The organism is Ginsengibacter sp. (genome assembly GCF_057362405.1).
On record NZ_JBMQQG010000117.1, the window covers coordinates 1 to 19,342 of the forward strand.

The following is a 19,342-nucleotide window of genomic DNA, read 5'->3' on the forward strand; positions in this document are numbered from 1 at the left end:
AATTATGATACTAAAATGTCGGGTGAGCACCCCCCAGAGAGACGGGTATTTTCGTGTTGACAGATATAATTTTGTCGACTCCGCAATACGCAAGAGCATTCTTTTACACATAAGGTATAGTTTCCACTGCATTAAAAAAGCCACCTTAAGGGGTGGCCTTTTTCAGGAACTATAAGATGGCTTTTACGCCATTTCTGCCGCTGCTTCATAATTAACACTTTTTTCAGCAACGGTAGTGAGTTTTTCATCGGCCGCCTTTTCTTCCTGAAGGGTAGCATACAATAAGTCGGCTATGTCGTCTCTGCCTAAAGTTTTCGCCAACTGTGTAAGGCCACCGTAGGTTGAAATTTCGTAATGTTCCACCTTCTGGGCGGCAAGAATTAATCCTACATCCCTGGTGGCACTTCCTTTTTCAGTTTCTTCTACAATGCTGTCACCTTCTTTTAAGATGCCTTCCATGGCATCGCATTTTTTTGCAACGGGCTTTTTATTCAGCAGGCTGAAAACTTCTTCCAGCCGGGTAACGTGACCCTCCGTTTCTTTTAAATGGTCTGCAAAACCTTTTTGCAGTTCGGGAGAAGTGGCGGCTTTTTGCATTTTAGGGAGCGCCTTGGTTATGTGTTTTTCTGCCCAATAAATGTCTTTTATTTCATCAGTAAAAAATTCAAGCAGTCTTGAATCATCAGCGCCTTTACCGGCGTTAGCAGGTGTTTTTTGTTTTTCGTTAGCCATAATAAATTTGTTTATTTTATTTGAAATTATATTCCTGCAGAGTCATACAATTTTACTACCAGTTTTTTTTTGCGGTGCCAAGATGCTGCGTTTATATAATGTATTGGCAAACTGTGGTAAGGCCCTGATGCATACTGTCTCAAAATTTCCCTGAGTAAAACATAATGTGTATTTAATTTCTCATATCCGGCAATAATATAAACTACCTTCTTCTTCTTTTTCAAAAAGGGCTGGTTTTTAGCTTCAATTTATTTGGCAAACTTTTATATAGTATGTCATAAACTTTATATCATGGCAACCTTCTTTACCTTATCGCGGCTATTTTTATTATTACCGGGGCTATCACCTTCCCCGGAGGTTTCTTCATCGGCGGCATTATCCATACTCTACTGGTGATAGCTGTTATATGCATTGTTATAAAGCTGGTAAGCCGTGCATGACGGCATGTAATTTTGTAAAACCTTGTAACCCTCTCATATTATAACACATAATATCAAACCACGGTGCGCAAATAAATCTATTTAAATTTTAAAACATTTTATGATTAACGGTACAATGATGCAATTTTTTCATTGGTATAATGAAGATAACGGCGAGCTCTGGAACGAAGCTGCAGCAAAGGCGGAAAAGCTTTCATCTTTAGGCATCAATGCGCTGTGGCTTCCGCCGGCCTATAAGTCGTCGGCAGGTTCGGTATCAAATGGCTATGATGCTTATGACATTTATGACCTTGGCGAGTTTGACCAGAAGGGTACCGTTAGAACGAAGTTCGGAACGAAGGAGCAATACAAAGCCGCCATTGAAAAATTACATGAAAAAGGAATATTGGTATTTGCCGACATTGTGCTTAACCATAAGGCAGGCGCCGATGAAACCGAACGGGTAACGGTAAAGCGTGTAGACCCGGAAGATCGTAAAAAATTTATAAGTGAGCCATTTGAAATTGATGCTTTCACAAAATTTACTTTCCCCGGCCGTGCAGGTAAATACTCTCAATTTATCTGGGATTTTAAGTGTTTCTCCGGCGTTGACTATGCCGCTGATTTAAAAGAAACGGCCATCTTCAGCATAATAAATGATTATGGCGATGATTGGGAAGAAATGATTGATTCGGAAAAAGGCAATTACGATTACCTGATGTATAATGATGTTGAGTTTAGAAACCCTGCTGTGAGAGATGAATTAAAAAGGTGGGGCGAATGGTACATGAAGGAAGTTGGCTTTGATGGGGTACGCCTTGATGCTGTAAAACATATCACACCAAAATTTTACAGCGAATGGCTGTATCACTTAAGAAATATTAAACCCGATTTATTTGCGGTGGGTGAATACTGGGCGCCGGGAGAATTGCCCTTGCTATTAAAGTATATAGAGGCAACAGAAGGAAAAATGTCGCTGTTTGATTCTTCGCTTCAGCGTAATTTTCATATTGCCTCCCGCCAGGGGAAAGAATATGACCTCACTACAATCTTCAATGAAACACTGGTAGCCGTAAAGCCCTTACTGGCGGTAACAGTTGTTGATAACCACGATACTCAGCCTTTGCAGGCCCTGGAAGCGCCGGTTGAACACTGGTTTAAGCCATTGGCCTATGCGCTTATCTTATTAAGGGAGGGCGGCTATCCGTGTATTTTTTACCCGGATATGTATGGCGGCCATTATAAAGGCAAAGGAAAAGACGGATCGGAACAGGAAATCTTTTTAGATACTTGTGAAAATATGGAAAAGCTGCTGGAAGCGAGAAGTAAGTATTCTTACGGAACACAAAGAGATTACTTTGATTATGCTAACTGTGTCGGCTGGACGCGGGAAGGAACGGACGAAAACCCGGGTTCCGGTTGTGCGGTGCTACTCTCTAACAGCGATGAGGGGCGTAAGAATATGGAAATAGGTAAAAAATTTGCCGGTAAAATATTTATAGATTTCCTGGAAAAACATGCTGCAAAGGTTACGATAAATGATGAAGGCTGGGGTGAGTTCTATGCGGCACCCGGATCAGCGAGTGTATGGATTTGTAAATGATGAGGTAATAATTCCAATCTATCGATATAAATGATCGGGCATTATTTGGGTAGAAAATAGAGAACATAATTTTTTCTGTTATCATTTCTTTAGAATAGGTGTTTAACACTTTGGCTTAAAGTGGACACGCCTTTTGGCATGGTTATTAGTCAGGATACAGTATAACTGTTAAGATTTAAAACGCACCTAAAATTTAAACTGATGAAAGTAATAAAGAGTTTTTTAGCTGGCCTTACAATAGGAATATTATTTGCCCCACAAAGCGGAAAAAAAACGAGGAAGAGATTGAAGAGGGTATTTAAAGATTATAAAGATGAGGCAAAAGAACATTTTGCCGATGCCGCTGGCGCAGTTGAATCCAGTGCACACAGTACAAAAAAAGCTATTCAGCAACTATAGTAATTAATGGTTTCATGCGTTTAAGTAGCCTGGCTAACTGTCCGGGCTACACGCATTAGATTTATTTATCGATTTCACTCATGTGTTGTTCGGCAGCTTATTTACAAAGTATTTAAAACTGGTTCATCCCGACGACAAACCAGATGGAATCATAAGGCTGGAATAGAAAAATAAAAGGTAGAACCTTTATTTATTTCACTCTCTGCCCATATCTTTCCTCCATGCCGGTTAATTATTTCTGAAGATATATATAAGCCAATGCCCGATCCTGAATAGGTGGATGAAATGCCACTTACCCGGTAAAAACGCCCGAAGATATAGGGAATATCCTCCTGAGGAATACCGATGCCGTTATCTCGTATGCTTACGGTTATAGTACCATTTTCTTTTAACGTATCCACAAAAATTTCACTTGAATTGGGAGAATATTTTATTGCATTACTAAGGAGATTTGCAATAACAAGGCCCATCCTCTCGACATCGCCATGTGCGGGTAACTTGTTTTTAGTTTCATCAAAAATTATATGAAGAGGGGTGGTAGATTGAATGCCTTGAATTATTTCTTTTAATAAAATATTCATATCGTAATCTTCTGTATTTAATTCCAGCTTGCCAGCCTGTATTTTTGAAATGTCTAGTAAATCATTCGTAAGTCTGCCTAATTTATGGATGTGTTTTATCGCTTTATGTACAAAGTTAACCCGGGGATCCTGTTCGGTCATTTGTAGCAAGAGAGCATCCATACTGGCTTTTATTATGGTAAGCGGAGTCTTTAATTCGTGGCTGGCCATTGCCATAAATTCGTCCCTGTAGTTATTGAGCGCCTGTAACTTTTCGATATATAAAAGTCGTTGTTTTTCTACTCCCATTTTTTCGGTTATATCTCTCGCAACCTTAGAGGCCCCAATAATTTCTCCTCTTTTGTTTCTTATTGGCGAAACGGTTAAAGAGATATTTATCTGCTTTCCGTGCTTGCCAACTCTCACAGTTTCGAAGTGGTCTACCTTCATACCTTTACGGATGTTTTCAATTATTACTTTTTCTTCGTGTATCCTGTTCTTTGGTATAATGAGAGAGATATGCCTGCCCACAGCCTCGGCTTCAGTATAGCCAAACATTGTATGCGCCGCTTCGTTCCAACTCGTTATAATGCCATTAAGTGTTTTACTTATTATAGCATCGTCAGACGAGCTTACTATCGCCGCCAGCATCGCTTGCTTTTGTTCTGAAAACTTCTCATCAGAAATATCCCTCGATATTTTTGAAATGCCAATAATATTCCCGGCTGTATCTTTTATTGGGGAAACCGTGAGTGTCACAGGAATCTTATCCCCATTTTTGTTTAGGCGCACGGTTTCATAATGCCCTATAACTTCGCCATTTCTTACTCTCTTTGTAATTTCCTTTTCGTCGTCGCATAGCCCGGGCGGAATGATGAGCGAAATATTTTTGCCAACTGTTTCAGCGGAAGTATAGCCGTAGATCCGTTCCGCGGCTTCGTTCCAGCTTGTAATAATCCCATCTGTAGTATTACTTATTATAGCATCAAACGAAGATTGAATGATGGCTGACAATCGTCCTGTAGTATCACCTGGTTGTTCGTTCATATAGTAAAGATGGTATAGTGCCTATACTTTAGTTGGCAAAGCATAAATAAATTTGAACGCAATGTTATACCTGCAGCTACACTTTTTTTAGCTACAGGTAGTGACGTAAAAAACTGAAAGCCCGGCATAGTTTTACTTTATTTAAAATGCCTCATTAGTTACTTTAAGCAAACCTTACAATTAATGCACCAACTTATTTGCGGGAAAAAATAAATGGACGGGGGACTGCGGAATTATAATTTACCGGGTTACTTCGTTAGAGACGTAACGAAATATAGAGTTGATAGTGGCTCTACAACCCTAAACTATTTCCCCAAACTGAGATTGACCTAAGGCTGCATTAATTTTTTCAGTGACAGTTTTTATGTCAAATGGTTTTTCAATAACATCAAAGGCTAAATACTCTTTGTAGTTTTTTAGTAGTTCAGGGCTGGCGGATATCAAAATAACGGGTGGGTGTCTGTTGTATTTTTCATTTATTCTTTTACAAAGGTCCATACCGTTATTATCTCGCAGCCGCACATCCAATAATAATAAGTCAGGAACGAAAGTATTGAGGAGTTCGTCAATATTGTCAGCCTTGTCTGTAGTGGCTACATCAAATCCGTGCATTATAAGAATCATTGAAAATATTTCGAGTAAGTCAGTAGAATCATCTATAACAAGTATTTTTGATTTCAATTTGTTGGGGGAATTATTATAGTTAATACTAATGTAACATGAATTCCGCCCTATTTCGAATTTTTATTTCAATAATATATAACCCGGTTTTAATATAAATTATATAAAATAATAATGCTAATCATATGTATACATTTATATAACCGTCAGGCATAAACGTGGCGCAGAAAAAAGCCATAAAGGCCGGCAATACAAATAATACAAAAGTTTCGTTGCATGTAAATTAGGGGTTAGTAATTATCGGAGCAACATCCGCGAGGAGGGTGGCTTCAATGTTTGTAAGTTCTGTGTTGCACCTACCCGCCGGCAGAAACTCTGGACAGCGCAGCTAGCGGTTTGGGTCAGACCAAGTGTAGCAAGGGTCGATCGCACCGTCGTGTCAGTTTCGCTATTTATTATAAATTATTTCAACGATTTGATTTTATTTTGTGAGGACTTTTAATTATTCACATAGATAGTCAACCCTACGACATACCATGACAGGTGCATTCACTGACCAGCTCGCGATGCTCTTCAACACACCCGTTACACTTATACTGGTGTTACTTGAAATTTATGTCAGCGTACGCTATCATAAACATTATTACAATTCAAAAGACACAAAAGCTAACCTATTCCTGGGACTTTGTTATGTACTGACCGATACACTTACCAGGGCGGCAGGGCTTTTTCTGCTCGCAGTTTTTTATATACATGGGTGGCATATAAGCGATGCCTTTAGAGGCCACCTGGTTCTGTATTGGATTGTGTTGCTGCTTGCCGAAGATTTCACCTATTGGTTTATGCATATGATGGATCACAAGGTTCGTTTTTTATGGGCTGGGCATATCCATCATCATTCATCTAAAGAATTTAATTTTTCCGTTGGCCTGCGTTCTGCCGTCTTTGAACCTGTCGAAAAATTTTTCTTCTTTATCCCATTGGCCTACGTGGGATTCAGGCCACTCGATGTTGTGCTTGTTTACGTTTTTGCGCAGGGATGGGGCACATTTGTTCATACACGCACGATCAATAAGCTCGGACCGCTCGAGTATATTTTTACCACTCCCTCGCATCATCGTGTTCATCATGGGAGGAATGTAAAGTATCTCGATAAGAATTACGGAATGTTTCTCATTATCTGGGATAAAATTTTCGGAACCTTTGTTCCCGAAGATCCGAATGAACCCGTTGACTTTGGAACGGTAAAGAACATCGAGTATAAAAATTATGCGGATATCATCTTTAAAGAATACCGGTCTATTATAAGGGATACAAAACGAGATCTACCTTTCAGGCTTAAGCTCAAATATATTTTTGGACCTCCGGGCTACAGCCACGATGGAAGTAGTATGACCGCAAAAGAAATGAAGGAAATGACAAAGTGAGCGTGCTGTCAAGAAATAGTTGAAATGAAATAATTTTTCACAGTTTTTATTCAGCCTCAATGTTGGCCAAGGTGTGACGTGAATTTAATACTGATAGATATGAAGGTACAAGAGTGCGGTATATGAAATGAAAGCAGGTCTATCACAGTCGGCGTGCAATACAAGGCATTCAATAAATAAGGGGAGAATAACTGCGAGGTAACTTCTTGGATTCTAAAGAGGATTTTTGTATTATTGGCAAGCCAAATGATATTACGATAATTTATAAAGCTCCCCATCCCAATCATTAGGCATTTTGATAAATGACCGGAAAGGCAGGAAGCTTTAAAGAGAGGCGAACCAATTAGTGTTACGGTTGCGGCTTTCTTAAAAAAAGTTTTGTACAAATATGAACCAAAAAATTGCAGTAGGACCGACGCAATAATGAAACATCAGCCAGGTGCACCTGTCTCCGGTAGTTGGGGCCAGACGAATAAATCCCGGCTATTTTTTTTTAATTCATCAATAAAAACAAAACCAAACTGCTGCTGCAGGCTAACGGTTGTAAAACATCCCACCGGCACCAATACCTGACGTTTTCTGGCGTATACCTCGTTTTTTGAGAAGCCACTGGAAATGACTTTAGCATTATAAATAAACATACAATTCATCACTAACAATTTATATTATGATAACAAATCAGAAGGAGAATACCATGCAAAACAATATTGTATTTCTATTTATTGCCATTTGGGTTTGTGCCATCATTGGCTTTGACAAGACCTATATTGTTCACTTCCCTCAATTTAAAGGTTTTCAATGGGAGCAGCACTTTCACGGGTTCATGCTGATGAGCTGGTTTCTTATGTTAATCATTCAACCGTTACTAATCAGGTACAATAAGAGAAACATTCATCGAAATATCGGAAAACTTGGCTATGTATTAGCCCCCTTGGTTTGCTATTCCATATTTTTAGTAACAAGAATGGTTTATTTACGTGAAATAAAGAACAGACCGCTGGAAAGTGTTTTAGGTCAACTCTCACTTGATATCCCCACAATTTTTATTTTCGGGTTGTTCTTTGCATTGGCTATGATAAATAGAAAAGATTCTGCCGTGCATATGCGATACATGATAGCTACCTCTCTTTTGATGATCGGCCCTGGTGTTGGCCGGGCCTTAATAATATTTGGAGGAATTCCCTTCCCAATTGCAGTAAGTATCGTCTATTATATTTCAGAAGCTTTAGCAGTGCTTTTTCTTCTGAATGACATTAGAAAACGTAATAATTTTAAGCCATTTTTAACCATTACGATTGTTCTTATTATTAACCATTTGTGTTGGGCATTTCAAAATCAAGCCTGGTGGCAAGCAATTGCTAAATGGTTTGTTACACATGCTTTTTAAGAAATAGAATAAACTTGAACAGAACTGTTAATTTGTCAATAAACCAGCCAACATATTATTTCCTTAATATTGGCGTCAGTGTGAGGTAGACGCAGGGAGAGAGGTTATTTCCCTTCGAAGAGGAAATTTGTCATGAACAATATTTATCTAGCAACCATTTTTCTGTTCCGTCCTTTTTAGCCCGCCGGGCTTTAGCTCTAATAACAGGCGAAAGCAGTGACATCCATCCCGGAGCGTTCGAATCTGAGATTATTAACGCCACCGCAAGGTGGGCAAATTTTTTTGGTTTTCCTTTTTTGTCAGTAAGACCGTCAGCTGCAAGACCATAGAAAATTTTGATGAAATTTTCCATACCGGTATGCCCGGGCTTTAAGGTAATATGAAATTTCACTTTATCGTTCGTTTCATTATAGAATCGATGAGGTGTGCCTGCAGGAACAATTACAGATTCGCCAACATTTAGAATTTTTTTGTCCTTGCCTACTTGCACGTATAATGTACCTTCCTTTACGTGAAATTTTTCAGAGAATGCGTTATGGTAATGCAAAGGTGGTCCATCGCTTTTACCTAAATCTATTTCAATAAGAGTGTATTCGCCATTTGTTTCTGCGGAAGTTTTAATAAACGTAGCAGAGTCGTTAATGGCAGGATTGGCAAAAGTTCGTTTTTCCATGATGAAGTTTTATTAAGCAACAGATCTAATTTGAAAAAATAGTCTATAGGTAAGTTACACTAATATAGCCACCTTAAGATATAGTTTTAATTTCGCGGCAACTTAGTCTTCGTGGGTGTTCTAATCTTTTTCGCTTAAATCTCTGCTACAAAACTTACGCTAACATTTGTGGTTCCGGCAAGAGATATACAGGCGCCAGTGTGGGGTCAAACGATCTCCTTTCTTATAAATGGAATACTTTTACAAGACAGTAGTGGTTACAAAACCCGGGACAGCGCAACTTTCAGTTGGAGCACACAAATGATAGCCGGGGTTATTTCAACTGCGATTTATCTAATGACGGAAATTCTTTGCCCGGCTAACTCTTTTCTGTCAACCGCAGGTACCAGTTCACCTTTTTTCCCCAGGCCAAACAGAGGAATGTTATTACAGATACACTCATAATCACCTGCCTTTATCTTATAAGTTTCATGGCAGATGCCAACATCTCCATTACTTTTAATTTTCGTATTAAAGGCTTTCCACGCAGGATAGTGAAGGCCATCCCTGTCTTTCGCGTATGCTTCAAGACGTTCATAAGATCTCCAGTATTGCAAAAACGTTCCGTCCGAACTCCTGTATCCAAGAAAGCCGCTTTCCGGCTTTTCAGAAAGTTCTTTCAGCATCTTAGGCATAGCCAACACGACGGGTTACCATTTGTTGACTTTCCAAAAACGATTTATTCTCATGCCGATAATAAAAATGACGAAGTCACCTTCAAACCCGACCGTCATCCGTTGATTGGTCGTTTGAGTCATACGAATACTTTTATTGTTTTAGCTTGAGGTTTATGGGCAAGACGTGCCTTACCGAATATCTCCGGGATATCTTGAGTAGACATGTCTCATAAAAATGTTAACCAATATACTCCGACTCCAACACAATATCAGGAATCACTGATTGATACTCCACGTGCGCTTTATGCGACCGGCTCTTCCAGAGTTTATTTTCCTGCTCTTCCATATATGCCAGGTAATCAGGTGCACCGGGAAACTTTATATTGTCTGCTACAACCACGCTTCCACTATGCAGCCAGCCTCTCTTCATAATCAACTTGAGGTCCGGCAAATAAAATACTTTATCATGGTCGATAAACACGAAGTCAAGCGAACCTTCCGTAAATCCATATTCATTCTCCAGCACATCAATGGTTTTTCCTCCATCGCTGATTGTGCCATTCACTATCGTTACCATGTCTGACAATCCTCCGTGTTCGATTATTTTCCTGGCAATGGCCGCATTCGCTTCACTAAATTCTACAGAATACAAATGGGCTCCGGGCCGTAACTTTTGTGCGATCCGTGTAGCGCTATAGCCCACATAGGTGCCGAGTTCCAGGACCTTTTTAGGTTGGGTCCGCTCCAGGGCAGCATCGAGGATCGGGCCTTTTTCGTCGCCCACATTAATAAGCATGGCATCATGGTGTGCAAAATTATCAATTACGCGGATGACTGATGCAGGATCTCCATTGACTGCCTTCTTCAAAACCACCGCTTCCACTTTCGCTTCACGGCCGTCGCCCACCTGCCATTTGGTGAGCAGCGTCTTTATACCAAATAACATTCGTAAGAAAGACCATCTGAAAAAAGGAATGGGATTACCTGCCAGGTCATTCAGTACCACTATTGCTAAAATAACAAGAGTCACCCACGCAATCCAAACAGGAATGAAAGGGGGTAATGGAATGACCTTAAATACGAATAAGGCTATTAAAACCAAAAGCAAAAAAGTAATAATAGTAGATTTTCTCATGTTGTATCAGTTGTAAGTTAAAATGCCGATAGTAATTTACATGATCGTACCGGTTTATCCTCGTTTTCTATAATTGCCGGCAAAACGGGATTGGTTTAATGATTCCAGTCATTTTACTATTATGATAGCAGCAGCTTATTTCTAGCGCTCGATTGAGGAAAAGATAAAGCCAATGAATCATCGGCTTTATCTTTCGATAATTTTAAAAGCTTTATTATACAGCTACCGGCATTGAAACGATAACGGGCAGTATGACCTTGTGTTTGTTGACGGCAACATCCTGCATTACTCCGGGATCGGCCAAGGTAGCCTGCATACCTTCGAGATCGTTCACTTCGGCAACGATTACAATCGAGTTTGGATCGTCAACGTCCCGGAAAGTTTTAAATCCCGGTCCGAATTTCGAAAATAGATCGACTCTGTCCTGGTGACCTTTGAGCCATGTATCAAAGTCTCCCACTTTGTGGCGTAAAATAACTGTTGGCATTTTTGTAAATTTTTATTTGAGTTTATTTGAATGAGATTTCATTATTTCTGCTCGCTGCCTGGGTATAAGGTATTCCTAAACATCTACACGCATGGAGACTACAACGGGTTCTATAACGGTGTGTTTTTGTATAGCAACTTTTTCCATTGTCTCTCTATCAGTCATTAAAGCCTGCATAGCTTCCATGTCAAAAACTTCAATTACCATAACCACTGAATTGGGGTCATCGGTATCCTGGAAAGTCTGGAATCCGGATGCAAATTTTGAAAACAGGTCAACCCTGTCCTGGTGACCTTTTAGCCATGTATCAAAGTTTCCTACTTTGTGGCGTGCAACAATCGTTGGCATTTCTATTTATTTAATGTTTTATGCTTACTCTATACAGTTTTCAGCATCCCTGTTGTTTCTCAAATCGGCTTGCATCATAAAATAGTTCTCAGAGTTGAGGACTATCACTATCGTAATATGAAGAATTATCCATGGGCTGGTTCAGGCACCGCTCCCAGCTGCATCATCAAAGACATGCTATCCATCTCCACCCATTGATTTTTTATTTCATTATTTTCAACCTCGCAAATCGTGATAAAAGTGAGGTGTACCTTTTTGCTTGTTGAAGCAATTCCGTTAAAGGTGCCAGTATGCACGCCGCTCCAAATGCCCCGTGCCACAACCTTGTTACCATCCTCCAGGATATCAGCCCACTCATGTCGCCCATTGCTAAAGCCTTCAGTAAACATAGTATGGATGGCGATGTGCTGTTCGGCATTTGCAGGCTCGGGACTCATGGAAGAATAGATATGGTGGCTGGGCCCAAGCAGTTTTTTTGCTGTTGCCAAATCGTTATTGTCCAAGGCTTTGAAGAAACCGGTGACTACTTCTTTGTTTGTCATATCAATTGTTTTTTGTGGTGATCAAAATAAGCATATTGGCGATTGAGCAGATGACTTCAACCGCCCGCATGAAGTGATAGTGTTATTCTACCTTATTAAGAAATGTTGCTGTCGGCATGCCAACTACCCCGGCTTGTTGTATTTGAGCCTGGCGTTCAGGGTCACTCATTAACTGATCATATATGGCCACATCGGGCGCTTCATAAATCATGGTTACCTTATTTGGATTATCAATCTCCCTATAGATCCCAAGAAGTTTGGCTCCTGCTGCGTTAACTGCGGGCTGATCGGCATCAAAAATTTTTTTCCACTCGTTGAAGTCTTTCACTTCGTTTTGAATAATTGCAAATGGCATTGTTTTAATTTTTATGGTTTAAAATATATTGCGTTAGTTTACGGCCATCATTTCTTCCACATCTTCTGCTGTCGGGCCGTAAATGCCGGGATTGCGAACACCCATAAGGCGATAGTAAGTGCTGAGTTGCCCCCGGTGGTGGATCATTTCAAATAATATCATCCAAAACATGTTCATCATCGGGTAGGCAAAAATGCTGTGACCGTCGGCCTGGAAATCGACGATTTGTTCTTCCCAGGTTTTATCATCAATCATCTCCAGCTTTTGTGCAAGCGCTGTAGCATTCATTTCAAACCACGCAGCAATACTCTCTTTGTTTGCAAATTCTCGTACCGCAGATTTTTCATCTATAATAAAAGTGTCCACGGCGTTGTTCATCTCTTCGGCATGACCAAGAAAGTGGCTAAGCAAGGCTGCGGCAGTCCGCGTCTTTTCATGACAACGGTAGGAGAACTTTGACATATCAGTTGGTAGTCCGTTGATGGCACTCAAAGTATGGATCATTTCATTTTGCCAGGTTTGAATAAAAAATTGTTTGTTTGTCATGTAGATAGAATTTTAGTTTTAAATAAAATTAGTTGGGAACCGATGCGGTACTACTTTCGAATTGTTGCATGAATTGGTCGTTGATGAGATCTGTTGCAATAAAATCATTGAATGATTTTTCTAAATCCTTACGGTTGTAAGTTTCATAAAGGCAGCTTGGAATCGCTTTTACTTCTGAATAGGGACTCATAGTAAAGTTGCATTTATTTTGATTGTATAAACGTATGTATTTCGTAAAAAAGGATTCCACGGGTAAGGACGAACAGGTGCTAAAATTGTCCGAAAAAGGGAATTTATCTACCGGAAGGATATATCCACAAGTCCAATGATATCAGTTAAAGAAGTGTAGCTCAACCTCCGTTAGTATTCCGTCTCTTTCGCAAGTCCACAGCTATCTATAGAGCCACGGACGTTTGCTTCATGTAAAGGGACGTTCCGATTACCAAAATCGGCTTTTGTTTTACATGAATTTTATTTTATTCACCCGCAATTTACTTTGCATTATCAATGTATAACAATCTTTTCCGTATATGCATTTTTGCCATCTAATATGGTAGTGAAATAAATACCATTAGCTAAATTTGAAGCATCTATTATTTGGGAACTTGAATTTGCAAGCGCCTGCTTTATTAAAGTTTGTCCTGTAGTATTTCTTACTATTATAATGGCTTTTGTAAAATCAATATTATCATTTTTAAGCACGGTGAAATAATTTCTGCCAGTGTAAGTAATTATTTTAAACTGGTTTCCTGTGGTACTGAAATCCAATAAAACGATATTGCTGTAATTGGATTTACCATCTTTATCTACCTCTTTTAAGCGATAATAATTATTAGTGGCCATAGGTGCATCATCAACAAATGAATAATTGATATTTGATTGCGAGTTTCCTTTTGAACTCACCTTGCCTACAGATCCAAAAGAAGTACCATCAGTGCTCCTTTGAATTTCAAAGAAGGCACTGTTAATTTCCTGCGCTGTTTGCCAGTCTAATTTTGTTTTTGAATTGTTTAATTTACTGCCTTTAAAATAGGTTATAGTTATGGGTAAAGCTCCTGCAGTTGCAACGCTCGATTCCGGATTATCACCAAGAAGATACAGCGCATTATTTCCGGTAACGCTGTTTTTATTGTATTCCACTACACGAAAGAAATATGTTTTACCGCTAGTAAGCCCAGTTACAGTAACGCTGTTGCCTGTGCCATTATACACAGCATAATTATTTGAACCTAATGAGGCCCCGGATCCGAAAACTGTATTGGCAGTATAATCAGTACCATCAAGCGGGAAACCATTTATTTTGGCATCAGGACTTACCAGCAACAAACGGTTGTCTCCATTTCCATTTGTCCAGTTAACCGTTACAGAATTGGGGGTAACATTACTGAAAGCGATGTTGCCGGCATTCACCGTTGGAGATTCCATAAGATCCCATGAAGGCCAGGTAGAAGTAGCAGCAATACAATTCCATCCTAGATTATCAAGGTCTGCCCAGAAATTTGCATTTGTAATATTTCTTTTGTTGCAAATAATGATCCACGTAAAGCCATTACTTGCACGTACCTGCTCACTTGCGGTTCCGTCTAAAGACCCCGTATGCCACCAGTTGTTATATTGATTTACTGCCCACCCCTTCGCATAATATTGATTATTAGCCGAAGGCGCTGTCATCACCGCGATAGTAGCCGGCGACAGAATATCCGGCTTAGTCGAAAAGCCATCAACTGCAGTCAGTAGTTTAAGCATATCTCTGCTGGAAGCAATCCATCCACCATGAGCATCCATCGCTTCTACGCTGAACCCTCCATATTCCCAGGGAACATTAGTGTTATTACCATAGCAGGATAATGTCGTGTAACCATTACCGATATACTCTCCCTCTCTTTCCTGCTTGTCTGCCAGTAGATTTTTCCCCAGGCGGATATCAAAAATACCCAGTGGTGCAAATATGCTGTCTCTTACATACTCACCGTATGGCATACCCGTAATTTTTTCTATAATATCTCCTAAAACCAAATAACCTATATTGGAATAATTATATGCCGTGCCCGGATCAATATCCAATCCTTTCTCCAGCAAAAATTTTACAAGGTCGTCTTTATGTACAGGATTGCTGGTACCCTCGAGCATGGTTACACGAAGCGGAAAAGAAATAGGATCGCAACCGGAAATAAAAAATGGATAAGGTGTGGTTGGGTTAGGGTTACAATTCAGGTCCCTGTTCCATCCGGCTTCATGTTCCAGCAGGTTTTGTACCGTTATATTATAAATCCGGTTGTCTTTAATATTGGCTGTGGAAAATACAGAATGATTTTCTAAAATTCCTCCCGGGCCAAATACTTTATCCGACATAGCAATTCTTCCCTGCTGCATTAATCTCATTATGGTAACGGACGTTATTTGCTTTGATAAACTCGCTATTCTGAATAAATTATACGGTTGTGTTGGTATAGCCTGGTTAATATCAGAGTAACCAAATGCCCGCATGTAAACAATCTTTCCATCTTTTGCAATGGCTACAGTAGCCCCGGGTATACCATAAATAGCAAGAAAATTATTTATCAGGTTATCGGATTGTGTCATTTCCGGAACCGGAATTCCGGTTTGTGCATTTGTTTGAAAAATAAACTGTAAAAAGATAAACGACAGTAGAATATATTTCATAATAATTGATTTATTCAGAACTTAGAAATATAGAATACAGAGCCGGTGGGTTACAAATAGAATATTGATATAAGATCGGGAAAAAGCTTAGATAAAGATCGGATTTTTTTAAAATTATTTGCATTGGTAAAATGAGGGAGAAACATGTACACTGTCCTCAAGGTATTTTACATCACGGCGTGTTTTGTGCTCCTGCATGAACGGAAAAATGGGAAGACTCAAAGATTTTATTGCGGGCATTTGTCTACTTTGTTTTTAACAGGCCTTATGCTGCGCTGGTAGGTGTAAATAGCTATGAGGTCATCATCAGTACGGTTTCTCAAAATAGTCCATGGCATAATGGAGTTATACTTGCCCGGCGCATAAGAATATGTTTTCGGATCGCGGTGGCTTTTAAACTTAGCCAGAAACATTTCCTGTGACCATGCCCCGATGCCTGTAGCACTGTCGGGAGTTATGTTTGCTGAATTTACCCTAAAGCTATCACGTATAAACAGTGAACCCCCTGCGAGATACATATCTTTTTTAAAATCTAATATCTTTCGATCAACCTGCGTGTGGCATCCGTTACAATGGCCTGCATTTACCAGGTAACCGCCTGTTTTTATTTTATCATCTGCAGAAGGCAATGGTATTTTATCTGCGGTATGGTTCGCGACCATATTTTTATATAGCAGGGAAGCAAAGCCGGGAGGCAGAGAATCAGGCTGGTTGGCAGGTACAGTGTTTAGTATGGGCCTGAGTTTGCGCAGGTAAGCTACGATGCTGTAAATATCTTGTCGGGTCATTTTCCTGTAATGCCAGAGATTATTATTATGGCAAACAATGTGGGCTAATTAAAATTGAATTTTTGTTATAGATTTAAAGTTTGTAAGTCCTTAGTTGCGCTTGTCCGCCCGGGACGGAAACTAAGGACAGCGGAACTAACGGATATGAGCACACTAAGTGTAGCGGTGGACAAACCAAATTAATGATTTAAGATAACTGCTCAATCAAATGATGTAACAACCATGAAAAAATATTTTACTTATGTATTCATGCTATGTTGGCTGTTACCGGCAAACGGGGTGTAGTGGGGGAGTACTCCCAAAAAATATTTTTTTTAAGAAACAAAATTTTTAGCTTTAGCATAAAATTGTTTCCTCCGAAAAGTACTTTCTTACCACCGGCGCCACGGAAAAAAACTTAATCTTCAAAAATCTATAAAATGAAAAAATTAATTTTCAGCGCAGCAATGCTTGCGATTGCTTTTTCCTGCAACAGCCCCTCATCAAACGTCAATAACGATAATGGACAATCGCAGGATGAAAAAAACATGGCGAATAATCTGAAAGTATATACCGCCATTGAAACCGGTGATATGTCGCCGGTAGACACCTTACTTGCCGCTGATGCGGTTGACCATGATGGACCGCATGGAATGGACTTGAAAGGAAAGGATAGCATATTGCACATGCTGGCGGATCTTCATAATCATATCAGGAACCTGAAACTTGATGTGATCTCCAGTGCCGCCAAGGGGGACTATATTTTTACATTGGTTCACGTAACAGGTACTTCTGCTGATTCGTCAATGGGAGCGGCCGGGCAGGCTATCGATCAAAAAGGAGTAGACGTTGTAAAATTGAACGGCGACAATAAAATGGTTGAACACTGGGGATTTACGGACGACCAACAGGTTTCGAAGGAAATGATGGGAATGCGGGATAAAATGAATGCGAAAGACGACAATAAGAAGAAGTAGTAGTTGCTTAGTGAAGGATAAGCAAGGGAATTAATTTTGGATTGTTTTTGCCTGCCAGGTGGAATAAGGGATTCCTGATGTAAGGCGGGGAGCGTGTCGGAAGTATTCAAAATAGTTTCCGCTCTAAAGTCAGCGAAGGTTACGTCGTGGGGTACCGATGCAGGACATCAAGGTTAATGACAATATTATACCATTTGGGTTCCCTCTAACTTATGTTCCAAATAAAAAGCAGTTTCCGGGAACCCGATGCTGAGGGAACCAGATAATATCCCAGGCCTTGCTCCTCCTCCTGGCAAAAATTGAGCAGCCGCCCGATTGCTATCATGTGCATCGAACGGCTGCGTGAAATTAAAATTTTTCAATTGCAGAATTGCTTGCAAGGCCTGTCACCTTAAAAGCAACATCTTACGGGTCTGCACGAAACCGGCTGTATAAATCGTATAATAATAGTCACCACCCGATAAGTTTTTGGACTCCCATGTGATCGTGTGTGTTCCTTTAGTCATAACGCCATCAGCCAGCGTCTTTACCACCTGGCCCAAGTGGTTATATACCACGAGTTTCACCGCGCCAGCTTCCGGGATAGTAAAGGTTATCACGGTATGATATTTAAAGGGATTCGGATAATTCTGCTCAAGTTGTCCGGTAGCAGCGATGACACTTGCGTCACCGGGAGTTACGCTGGAAGTGATGAGATTGTCACTGCTTACAATTGCTGGTGCAATCGCTTCTGATACAGACGTGTTGCCAGAACCATCCGTTGCGGTGCAACGCAAAACAACCCGCGGGCCCTCAACAGAATTCAGCTGTCCTGCTTTACCCCATACAAACGAATATTCGTCACTGTTATACGTTACCGTTAGATATTGTCCGTTTGTGACGGCAATACCACCCGCAGCCAGGAGGGTGTTCCAGAAAGATTGAGGATCCGGAGCCTGCACCAACACCTTATTTCCAATGAGATCGATCTTAAGCTTTTCCGAACTCTTCACCTGGAATTTCACTTCGGGATTGTTCAGTCCCGGCAGGGCTATAACTGAAGAGGTTGTCAGGCCATGATCACATACATCGCTCGCTGAACAACTGATAGTAAACCTTTCGGGGTCATCAGGTTTTTGTATAAAGGCGGCGGTTACCACCGGAGGTGTAATATCGGCAACCGTTATTATGACATTATCAGTAGCTGTATGACCGGCACCGTCGTCTACTGTCAGCTCTATATTGTGTATACCAAGGCTTAGGAAAACCTTCACCTGCGCCTCTGTGGTTGGACCTGCTATAATGCTGCCATTTTCCCGCCATGTGTAGGTAAGCGCATCGTTGTCGGGATCGCTTGAGCCTGAACCATCGAGTGTAACAGTGGCGCCACCTGAGCCATCGCAATCAACATTTTGATCACTGCCTGCGTCCGCAACAGGAGGCCTGTTCGGAGATATAACATTAATGGTAACATTTACCGGGTCGGAGGTATGACCAACAGCATCCCTCATGCGATATTGAAAAGCATCCGGTCCGGTGTAGCCTGCTGTGGGCGTATAAGTGAAACTTCCATTGCCGAAGGCGGCTAAACTACCATGGGTTACATTGGAAACAATGGCTATAGCAGTGATGACGTCTCCGTCGGGGTCAACGTCGTTGGCGAGGAAGCCCGGCGCCGCAATAGAAAGAGCAGTATTGATCACAGCGGTGTATTGGTCATCTATGCCGATTGGAGCGCGATTGCCCTCAACCACATTAATAGTAACATTGACCGGGTCAGACAAGTGATTGGAAGCATCCCGCATGCGATATTGAAAAGCGTCGGTACCTGTGAATCCTGCAGTAGGCGTATAAGTGAAGCTGCCATTACCGAAGGCAGCTAAACTACCATGGGTTACATTGGTAACAATAGCTATTGCGGTAATGGTTTGTCCATCCGGGTCAATATCATTTGCAAGGAAGCACGGGGCGGCAATGGACAAGGCCGTTCCGCTGAGTGCTGCATAAACATCAGGCGA

General features: G+C 40.6%; 22 protein-coding genes. 6 read left to right on the forward strand and 16 right to left on the reverse strand.

Annotated features, from left to right (window positions below; all coding sequences use genetic code 11):
- Nucleotides 1-183: 183 nt before the first annotated feature.
- Nucleotides 184-732 (reverse strand): YciE/YciF ferroxidase family protein, encoded by a 549-nt coding sequence (locus ACO1O5_RS09970; protein ID WP_486269778.1) that lies wholly within the window; start codon nt 730-732, stop codon nt 184-186.
- A gap of 341 nt (nt 733-1,073) precedes the next feature.
- Here ACO1O5_RS09970 and ACO1O5_RS09975 point away from each other — a divergent pair, with 341 nt between their 5' ends.
- From ACO1O5_RS09975 to ACO1O5_RS09985, 3 genes are all read left to right on the forward strand, one after another.
- On the forward strand, nt 1,074-1,172 hold the full coding sequence (locus tag ACO1O5_RS09975) for a lmo0937 family membrane protein (RefSeq protein ID WP_486269816.1): 99 nt from the start codon (nt 1,074-1,076) through the stop codon (nt 1,170-1,172).
- Nucleotides 1,173-1,272: 100 nt separating this feature from the next.
- Nucleotides 1,273-2,754 carry an alpha-amylase gene (locus ACO1O5_RS09980; protein WP_486269779.1) on the forward strand — a complete coding sequence of 494 codons (1,482 nt, stop codon included), beginning with the start codon at nt 1,273-1,275 and terminating at the stop codon, nt 2,752-2,754.
- A gap of 201 nt (nt 2,755-2,955) precedes the next feature.
- The gene (locus ACO1O5_RS09985) at nt 2,956-3,153 is read left to right on the forward strand and encodes a YtxH domain-containing protein (RefSeq protein ID WP_486269781.1); all 198 of its coding nucleotides are present in this window, start codon (nt 2,956-2,958) and stop codon (nt 3,151-3,153) included.
- A gap of 149 nt (nt 3,154-3,302) precedes the next feature.
- Here ACO1O5_RS09985 and ACO1O5_RS09990 read toward each other — a convergent pair whose 3' ends face one another.
- Nucleotides 3,303-4,760 (reverse strand): PAS domain S-box protein, encoded by a 1,458-nt coding sequence (locus tag ACO1O5_RS09990; RefSeq protein WP_486269783.1) that lies wholly within the window; start codon nt 4,758-4,760, stop codon nt 3,303-3,305.
- Nucleotides 4,761-5,060: 300 nt separating this feature from the next.
- Nucleotides 5,061-5,441 (reverse strand): response regulator, encoded by a 381-nt coding sequence (locus ACO1O5_RS09995; RefSeq protein ID WP_486269785.1) that lies wholly within the window; start codon nt 5,439-5,441, stop codon nt 5,061-5,063.
- A gap of 476 nt (nt 5,442-5,917) precedes the next feature.
- On the opposite strand from ACO1O5_RS09995, the gene ACO1O5_RS10000 reads away from it, so the two are divergent.
- On the forward strand, nt 5,918-6,808 hold the full coding sequence (locus tag ACO1O5_RS10000) for a sterol desaturase family protein (RefSeq protein WP_486269787.1): 891 nt from the start codon (nt 5,918-5,920) through the stop codon (nt 6,806-6,808).
- Between the two features lie 431 nt (nt 6,809-7,239).
- Here ACO1O5_RS10000 and ACO1O5_RS10005 read toward each other — a convergent pair whose 3' ends face one another.
- Complete coding sequence (locus tag ACO1O5_RS10005) at nt 7,240-7,458, reverse strand: hypothetical protein (RefSeq protein WP_486269789.1); 219 nt, start codon at nt 7,456-7,458, stop codon at nt 7,240-7,242.
- Nucleotides 7,459-7,475: 17 nt separating this feature from the next.
- Between ACO1O5_RS10005 and ACO1O5_RS10010 the strand changes: the two genes are divergently transcribed.
- Entirely contained in the window at nt 7,476-8,195 is a 720-nt protein-coding gene (locus ACO1O5_RS10010) for a hypothetical protein (protein WP_486269791.1), read from the forward strand.
- A gap of 130 nt (nt 8,196-8,325) precedes the next feature.
- On the opposite strand, the gene ACO1O5_RS10015 is transcribed toward ACO1O5_RS10010, so the two are convergent.
- The 11 genes from ACO1O5_RS10015 to ACO1O5_RS10065 form a co-directional block, all read right to left on the reverse strand.
- Nucleotides 8,326-8,868, reverse strand: a complete 543-nt coding sequence (locus tag ACO1O5_RS10015; protein ID WP_486269793.1) for a cupin domain-containing protein — start codon at nt 8,866-8,868, stop codon at nt 8,326-8,328.
- 329 nt (nt 8,869-9,197) lie between these two features.
- Nucleotides 9,198-9,542 carry a monooxygenase family protein gene (locus ACO1O5_RS10020; protein WP_486269795.1) on the reverse strand — a complete coding sequence of 115 codons (345 nt, stop codon included), beginning with the start codon at nt 9,540-9,542 and terminating at the stop codon, nt 9,198-9,200.
- Nucleotides 9,543-9,762: 220 nt separating this feature from the next.
- Nucleotides 9,763-10,659, reverse strand: coding sequence for an O-methyltransferase (locus ACO1O5_RS10025; protein WP_486269796.1), 897 nt, complete (start codon nt 10,657-10,659; stop codon nt 9,763-9,765).
- 214 nt (nt 10,660-10,873) lie between these two features.
- Nucleotides 10,874-11,146: a hypothetical protein gene (locus ACO1O5_RS10030; RefSeq protein ID WP_486269798.1), complete on the reverse strand. Its 273-nt coding sequence runs from the start codon at nt 11,144-11,146 to the stop codon at nt 10,874-10,876.
- Nucleotides 11,147-11,221: 75 nt separating this feature from the next.
- Complete coding sequence (locus ACO1O5_RS10035) at nt 11,222-11,494, reverse strand: hypothetical protein (RefSeq protein WP_486269800.1); 273 nt, start codon at nt 11,492-11,494, stop codon at nt 11,222-11,224.
- A 125-nt stretch (nt 11,495-11,619) separates the two neighbouring features.
- Entirely contained in the window at nt 11,620-12,036 is a 417-nt protein-coding gene (locus ACO1O5_RS10040) for an ester cyclase (RefSeq protein WP_486269802.1), read from the reverse strand.
- Nucleotides 12,037-12,118: 82 nt separating this feature from the next.
- A complete protein-coding gene (locus tag ACO1O5_RS10045; RefSeq protein ID WP_486269804.1) occupies nt 12,119-12,391 on the reverse strand; it encodes a DUF3764 family protein in 273 nt (90 codons plus the stop codon).
- Nucleotides 12,392-12,424: 33 nt separating this feature from the next.
- Nucleotides 12,425-12,937, reverse strand: coding sequence for a DinB family protein (locus tag ACO1O5_RS10050; protein WP_486269806.1), 513 nt, complete (start codon nt 12,935-12,937; stop codon nt 12,425-12,427).
- A gap of 28 nt (nt 12,938-12,965) precedes the next feature.
- Nucleotides 12,966-13,127 (reverse strand): hypothetical protein, encoded by a 162-nt coding sequence (locus tag ACO1O5_RS10055; RefSeq protein WP_486269807.1) that lies wholly within the window; start codon nt 13,125-13,127, stop codon nt 12,966-12,968.
- Nucleotides 13,128-13,441: 314 nt separating this feature from the next.
- The gene (locus ACO1O5_RS10060) at nt 13,442-15,601 is read right to left on the reverse strand and encodes a serine hydrolase (protein ID WP_486269809.1); all 2,160 of its coding nucleotides are present in this window, start codon (nt 15,599-15,601) and stop codon (nt 13,442-13,444) included.
- A 227-nt stretch (nt 15,602-15,828) separates the two neighbouring features.
- On the reverse strand, nt 15,829-16,389 hold the full coding sequence (locus tag ACO1O5_RS10065; protein ID WP_486269811.1) for a hypothetical protein: 561 nt from the start codon (nt 16,387-16,389) through the stop codon (nt 15,829-15,831).
- Between the two features lie 419 nt (nt 16,390-16,808).
- Between ACO1O5_RS10065 and ACO1O5_RS10070 the strand changes: the two genes are divergently transcribed.
- Nucleotides 16,809-17,345 carry a nuclear transport factor 2 family protein gene (locus tag ACO1O5_RS10070; RefSeq protein ID WP_486269812.1) on the forward strand — a complete coding sequence of 179 codons (537 nt, stop codon included), beginning with the start codon at nt 16,809-16,811 and terminating at the stop codon, nt 17,343-17,345.
- Nucleotides 17,346-17,731: 386 nt separating this feature from the next.
- Here the strand turns inward: ACO1O5_RS10070 and ACO1O5_RS10075 are convergent.
- Nucleotides 17,732-19,342 (reverse strand): Ig-like domain-containing protein (locus tag ACO1O5_RS10075; RefSeq protein WP_486269814.1); only part of this gene is annotated, 1,611 nt, incomplete at its 5' end.

Excerpts from the sequence above, each read along its gene's own strand:
- ACO1O5_RS09970 (WP_486269778.1), bottom strand. The coding sequence starts at position 732 with ATGGCTAACGAAAAACAAAAAACACCTGCTAACGCCGGTAAAGGCGCT.
- ACO1O5_RS09980 (WP_486269779.1), top strand. The coding sequence starts at position 1,273 with ATGATTAACGGTACAATGATGCAATTTTTTCATTGGTATAATGAAGAT.
- ACO1O5_RS09985 (WP_486269781.1), top strand. The coding sequence starts at position 2,956 with ATGAAAGTAATAAAGAGTTTTTTAGCTGGCCTTACAATAGGAATATTA.
- ACO1O5_RS09990 (WP_486269783.1), bottom strand. The coding sequence starts at position 4,760 with ATGAACGAACAACCAGGTGATACTACAGGACGATTGTCAGCCATCATT.
- ACO1O5_RS10000 (WP_486269787.1), top strand. The coding sequence starts at position 5,918 with ATGACAGGTGCATTCACTGACCAGCTCGCGATGCTCTTCAACACACCC.
- ACO1O5_RS10005 (WP_486269789.1), bottom strand. The coding sequence starts at position 7,458 with ATGAATTGTATGTTTATTTATAATGCTAAAGTCATTTCCAGTGGCTTC.
- ACO1O5_RS10010 (WP_486269791.1), top strand. The coding sequence starts at position 7,476 with ATGATAACAAATCAGAAGGAGAATACCATGCAAAACAATATTGTATTT.
- ACO1O5_RS10015 (WP_486269793.1), bottom strand. The coding sequence starts at position 8,868 with ATGGAAAAACGAACTTTTGCCAATCCTGCCATTAACGACTCTGCTACG.
- ACO1O5_RS10020 (WP_486269795.1), bottom strand. The coding sequence starts at position 9,542 with ATGCCTAAGATGCTGAAAGAACTTTCTGAAAAGCCGGAAAGCGGCTTT.
- ACO1O5_RS10025 (WP_486269796.1), bottom strand. The coding sequence starts at position 10,659 with ATGAGAAAATCTACTATTATTACTTTTTTGCTTTTGGTTTTAATAGCC.
- ACO1O5_RS10030 (WP_486269798.1), bottom strand. The coding sequence starts at position 11,146 with ATGCCAACAGTTATTTTACGCCACAAAGTGGGAGACTTTGATACATGG.
- ACO1O5_RS10035 (WP_486269800.1), bottom strand. The coding sequence starts at position 11,494 with ATGCCAACGATTGTTGCACGCCACAAAGTAGGAAACTTTGATACATGG.
- ACO1O5_RS10040 (WP_486269802.1), bottom strand. The coding sequence starts at position 12,036 with ATGACAAACAAAGAAGTAGTCACCGGTTTCTTCAAAGCCTTGGACAAT.
- ACO1O5_RS10045 (WP_486269804.1), bottom strand. The coding sequence starts at position 12,391 with ATGCCATTTGCAATTATTCAAAACGAAGTGAAAGACTTCAACGAGTGG.
- ACO1O5_RS10050 (WP_486269806.1), bottom strand. The coding sequence starts at position 12,937 with ATGACAAACAAACAATTTTTTATTCAAACCTGGCAAAATGAAATGATC.
- ACO1O5_RS10055 (WP_486269807.1), bottom strand. The coding sequence starts at position 13,127 with ATGAGTCCCTATTCAGAAGTAAAAGCGATTCCAAGCTGCCTTTATGAA.
- ACO1O5_RS10060 (WP_486269809.1), bottom strand. The coding sequence starts at position 15,601 with ATGAAATATATTCTACTGTCGTTTATCTTTTTACAGTTTATTTTTCAA.
- ACO1O5_RS10065 (WP_486269811.1), bottom strand. The coding sequence starts at position 16,389 with ATGACCCGACAAGATATTTACAGCATCGTAGCTTACCTGCGCAAACTC.
- ACO1O5_RS10070 (WP_486269812.1), top strand. The coding sequence starts at position 16,809 with ATGAAAAAATTAATTTTCAGCGCAGCAATGCTTGCGATTGCTTTTTCC.